The following is a 4,366-nucleotide window of genomic DNA, read 5'->3' as shown; positions in this document are numbered from 1 at the left end:
CCTTATTAGCAAAAATGGCAATTACGCCCGTAGTGGCGGGGTCGCTAGGGTGTTTCTTTTTGAGTTAAATAATCAGCAGCAACTTAGGGATTATAAAGTCTGGAACCAAATAGGCTCAGGACATAGTGTGACAGACCCTTCTCTATACAATGCCTTTGCCAATAATGGCGACTTTGTTGAGGGAGGTTCACTATGATCTCCCCTCAAACCGACACATTCATACCCTTCCCTCCCACCTTATCGTCGGTGAAGTAACCAAATACACTGCGGGCGCGACATATTGCTATTATTGGACTTGTTTACCTCAGCCTAAAAGGCTTTGGAAGCCTCGCGTTATTTTTGATTTTCGACAAATCTTTCTTGCGATTCCAGAGAAGCAAAATGACTTAGCAGTTTTTCGACACTGAACTTTAACAACAATCTATCCTCTTCAGTAAACAGATGATCATTGATGGTAACGTCTTTAATTTGATAGCCAGAATCTACTTTTACAAGATACTTATCGAAGTCAATCTGCTCTTTCATGTTGTGGTAAATCGCTGCGAGTTCAGGTTCCATGATAGTGATTGAGTCTATTTGCCACCTAAAGCCATTACGCTTAATCACAAACAAATCTGACACATAGTCAATGTCATCCGATAGCCCAAACCAATCCGTTCTTTCAGTTTCAGACAAGCTAAGACTTAGCCGAATCCCTTCATTATGGATAAAAGGTATCCAATAGTTCTCTCTTTTTAAGTAGATATAGGGGCTGTCTGACTCCAAAAATTCAAAGCGTTTTAACAAACTCACTGCGAATACAAACATATTCTGTTCGCAATCTAAGTCTGCATCTTCGCTATTCAAAGTGACAACACTGATGCACTCATTAGAGAAGTCTTCATTCGTTACGCTAATAACGAACTCTTCCACAATCGAATCGGTTCTACTGTTTTCTCCTGCGACACTCACGAGAAAGAAGAAAAGAAATATTGTGACAACCGAGAAAAACGCAAACACCTTATTCATAACAATCCTTTGCTTCTGTAACTCCAATATTCAACATATCGGCTCTTATCCTTTATACAGTTGTTCCAAGTATCTAATATAATATTGAAAAACCATACACAACAGAGCACTTATGCTAAGACAACTACAAGCGGCTGATAAAGACAAAATGCTGACTCTTGTGAGCAATACGCAAATGTTTGAGGCCGACGAAATTGCTTACATTGCAGAGAGTTTTGATGAAACCAAAAGCGAGGCGATTTGGTTTGGGAAGTTTGCTGATGACCAAATGATTGGCGTCGCTTACTGCGTACCCATGGAAATGACGAACCGCACGTGGAACGTGTTAATGCTTCTCGTAGACCTTAAGTTTCATCGTCAAGGTATTGGGAAAGCATTAATGAATTTGATGGAGCAAACGTTAGCAGAGCAAGGCCAAAGGCTATTGATAGTGGAAACATCAAGCACTGAAGACTTTCAAACTGCACGAGCCTTCTATCATGGCATTGGTTATACGGACCCAAGGAGCTATTGAGCATTATTACGACGAGAATGACCGTAAAATTACCTTCATCAAACAGCTTTGAACGATGTTTCCAATTTAACGCAATAACGTTATTCCCTTTAAGGCATTGATAATTTAGACTGCAGGAAGTAACTAGAATATGTGAACTAAGGAAAGGACATGAGCTCAAGTAACATTTTAAGCCCGACGTTGATTGAAAGTGGTCGCGACATTCCATTGAACGAGCTACTGTTCGCAAAACGCGTACTAGACAATTACATCGCGATTGCAAAAGAATCGAGCCCTGCAGAACTTCTGTCTGAAATGCGTGACGCAGCAAAAGGGGTTGAGTATTTCCAAGTCGTAGGTACGCCTTGTGAAGCAAGAAACGTCATTAGTGATATGTTTAGTGCGATTGATGACACTCAATCATTTGACGATTATAAATCTCTAGCCGCTAAGCCTCGCCAAGCATTGCATGAGTTAATTGAAGATCGAGCGCAACTGATCAAACACGAGCGCGGATTACTTCTTGCCGCCGGTTACGATGCCTCGCGTATCTAGATTTGGATCGGCTGAGCGTTGCTAAATTAAAAAACGCAGCATTGGCTGCGTTTTTTATGCGCACTCCTCAATTCGAAGTTCAGCCTGCCATCGATTCATAAGCAGTTTTTTTGCTGCGCCACTATCTCCGAACAACCAATCCATCAAATCCTGATCATTGAGTAGCAATGGCATTCGATGATGGTACTCAGAGCACTGCAAATTCGGTTGCGTAGTCAAAGTAACGAGTTTTTCGCCCAGCTCTAGCGCGATTCCTGCCATCCAAACTGGCGAGTCATCAGGGTTGGCGAACAGATACTTCCGCTTACTGCCTTTTGCACCTTGCCACTCATACCAACCAGAACATGGGACGATAACTCTGTTGTAGCCGAACGCCGCCGAAAAGGTCGGTTTGGTTGCCACCGTTTCTGATTGTGCGTTGATAATTATTCGCTTGGCCCACTCAGGTTGAATACCCCACTTCAAAGGTTGGGTAAGTAGCTCGCCGTGTTGTCCGGCAATAACCTCAACTGTTTCACTTGGCCTCAAATCAGGGTTAGTTTGGGTTGAAAATTCAATACCAAGCAAGTTATTGATCATATGACTTAAAGGATCGTCGATGATATTGAGGCGCCCACACATAACCTTGCCCTGTACGTATAAGTTGATTCAGTTTGACTATAGCAGAACCACTGAATTTCGACTGTGGCGTTGTTCGCAGTAAGCTGCCGTTTTCTATTGGCTTTACTCTAACGATTAAGGTAGCATTGCCGACCTTTTTCAATTGGCCGGAGGTAATATGTTTATTGGATTTGATTATGGCACAGCGAACTGTTCTGTTGCCCAAATGATAAACGGCGAGCCTCGCCTGTTGAACCTTGAAGGGGATAGCGTTTATATCCCTTCAACGTTAGCCGCCCCTACCCGCGAATCGGTGGCAGAATATCTTTTCAAATTTCGCGACATCAAACCTTATGACAAAGTCGGTGAGCAAGTTCTTCGCAGAGCGATCAACATTAACCGCGAAGAAGGTATCGAACTTGAAGCGAACGATGTCGCATTTGGTGAAGCAGCACTCAGCCTATATCTGCAAGATCCAGGTGAAAGCTACTACGTTAAATCGCCGAAGTCTTTCCTTGGCGCATCTGGTCTTCGGGATGTTCAAGTCAGCTTTTTTGAAGATCTAGTTTGCGCATGATGGCCAATATCAAAACTAACGCAGAAGCTAGCGCGCAACAAGCTATCACTCAAACCGTGATTGGTCGCCCGGTGAACTTTCATGGCCGAGATAGCGAAGCGGCTAACCGACAGGCTCAAGACATCCTCTATCGCGCAGCAACGCGAGCTGGATTTAAAGATATCGAGTTTCAGTTCGAACCTGTCGCGGCAGGATTAGAATACGAAGCGACGCTGACGGATAATAAAACCGTGTTAGTTGTCGATATTGGTGGTGGTACGACCGACTGCTCTTTAATTGAGATGGGGCCAAGCTGGCGTGGAAAATCGGATCGCAGTGATAGCTTACTTGCTCACACTGGTCAGCGAGTGGGTGGTAATGATCTCGATATCGCAATGGCGTTTAAACAGTTAATGACTCCATTTGGGCTAAATAGTAAGTCTACATCCAACCTGATGATGCCGATTACTCAGTTCTGGAATCCAATTGCAATCAATAGCGTCGATGCTCAAGCAGATTTCTACTCCCGTGCGAATTTAAAACAGCTGACCCAGCTAAAAAAAGAAGCTCAGGAACCCGAAAAGCTCGCACGATTACTGGAGGTTTACCACGAGACGCTGGGGTATCGTCTGGTGAGGCATGCAGAAGAAGCCAAAATCGCCCTATCGGAACTACAAGCGTATCAGGTTGAAATCAACCTGCTCAGAGAGACGCTTAATATCGATATCAGCGCTGATGAAATGACGCTTGCGATAGAAAACCCGAAAGAGAAAATGGCGGCACTAGTTGAAGAAGCAGTTAAACAATCGGGTATCAAGCCAGACGCGATTTTCATGACAGGCGGTTCAGCGCGTTCCCCGATTCTAAGAAAAGCCGTGGAAGAAAAGCTACCCAATACGCCTATTGTCAGTGGTAACTACTTTGGCTCGGTAACAGCAGGTTTGGCTCGCTGGGCAGAGCTGTGCTTTAAGTAAACCACGTCTATAGATTGGGTTAAAAAGGCTGCAAATATTGCCTGTCTCTTGATCACAAGTCTGGTTAATCAAGAGACTTAGCGAGTTCATACCCTTCAAGGATGGTTTGTAGCCTAAACCATCCTTGCCATAACGTCTTTATAGAAGCGCGACCTGTTCGCTTGGTGTTCTTCCAGCCAC

General features: G+C 44.1%; 4 protein-coding genes and 2 pseudogenes. 4 read left to right on the top strand and 2 right to left on the bottom strand.

Features of this window, described 5'->3' with window-relative positions:
- Nucleotides 1-196 (top strand): annotated as a pseudogene (locus tag UA76_RS25010) (Tricorn protease domain-containing protein); the annotation flags it as partial.
- 137 nt (nucleotides 197-333) lie between these two features.
- On the opposite strand, the gene UA76_RS20625 reads toward UA76_RS25010, so the two are convergent.
- Nucleotides 334-1,008: a hypothetical protein gene (locus tag UA76_RS20625; RefSeq protein WP_047049755.1), complete on the bottom strand. Its 675-nt coding sequence runs from the start codon at nucleotides 1,006-1,008 to the stop codon at nucleotides 334-336.
- 112 nt (nucleotides 1,009-1,120) lie between these two features.
- Between UA76_RS20625 and UA76_RS20620 the strand changes: the two genes are divergently transcribed.
- Together UA76_RS20620 and UA76_RS20615 are read left to right on the top strand one after the other, a co-directional pair.
- Nucleotides 1,121-1,522, top strand: coding sequence for a GNAT family N-acetyltransferase (locus tag UA76_RS20620; RefSeq protein ID WP_047049754.1), 402 nt, complete (start codon nucleotides 1,121-1,123; stop codon nucleotides 1,520-1,522).
- Between the two features lie 150 nt (nucleotides 1,523-1,672).
- Nucleotides 1,673-2,056, top strand: coding sequence for a hypothetical protein (locus UA76_RS20615; RefSeq protein ID WP_047049753.1), 384 nt, complete (start codon nucleotides 1,673-1,675; stop codon nucleotides 2,054-2,056).
- A gap of 54 nt (nucleotides 2,057-2,110) precedes the next feature.
- Here UA76_RS20615 and UA76_RS20610 read toward each other — a convergent pair whose 3' ends face one another.
- Entirely contained in the window at nucleotides 2,111-2,677 is a 567-nt protein-coding gene (locus UA76_RS20610) for an SOS response-associated peptidase (RefSeq protein WP_047049752.1), read from the bottom strand.
- A 157-nt stretch (nucleotides 2,678-2,834) separates the two neighbouring features.
- On the opposite strand from UA76_RS20610, the pseudogene yegD reads away from it, so the two are divergent.
- Nucleotides 2,835-4,186 (top strand): annotated as a pseudogene (gene yegD, locus UA76_RS20605) (molecular chaperone).
- Nucleotides 4,187-4,366: the final 180 nt, after the last annotated feature.

Source organism: Vibrio mexicanus, assembly GCF_001012815.1.
Lineage (GTDB): Bacteria > Pseudomonadota > Gammaproteobacteria > Enterobacterales > Vibrionaceae > Vibrio > Vibrio mexicanus.
The sequence above is the reverse complement of the archived record's forward strand: the minus strand, read 5'-3'. Positions and strand labels throughout refer to the sequence as shown.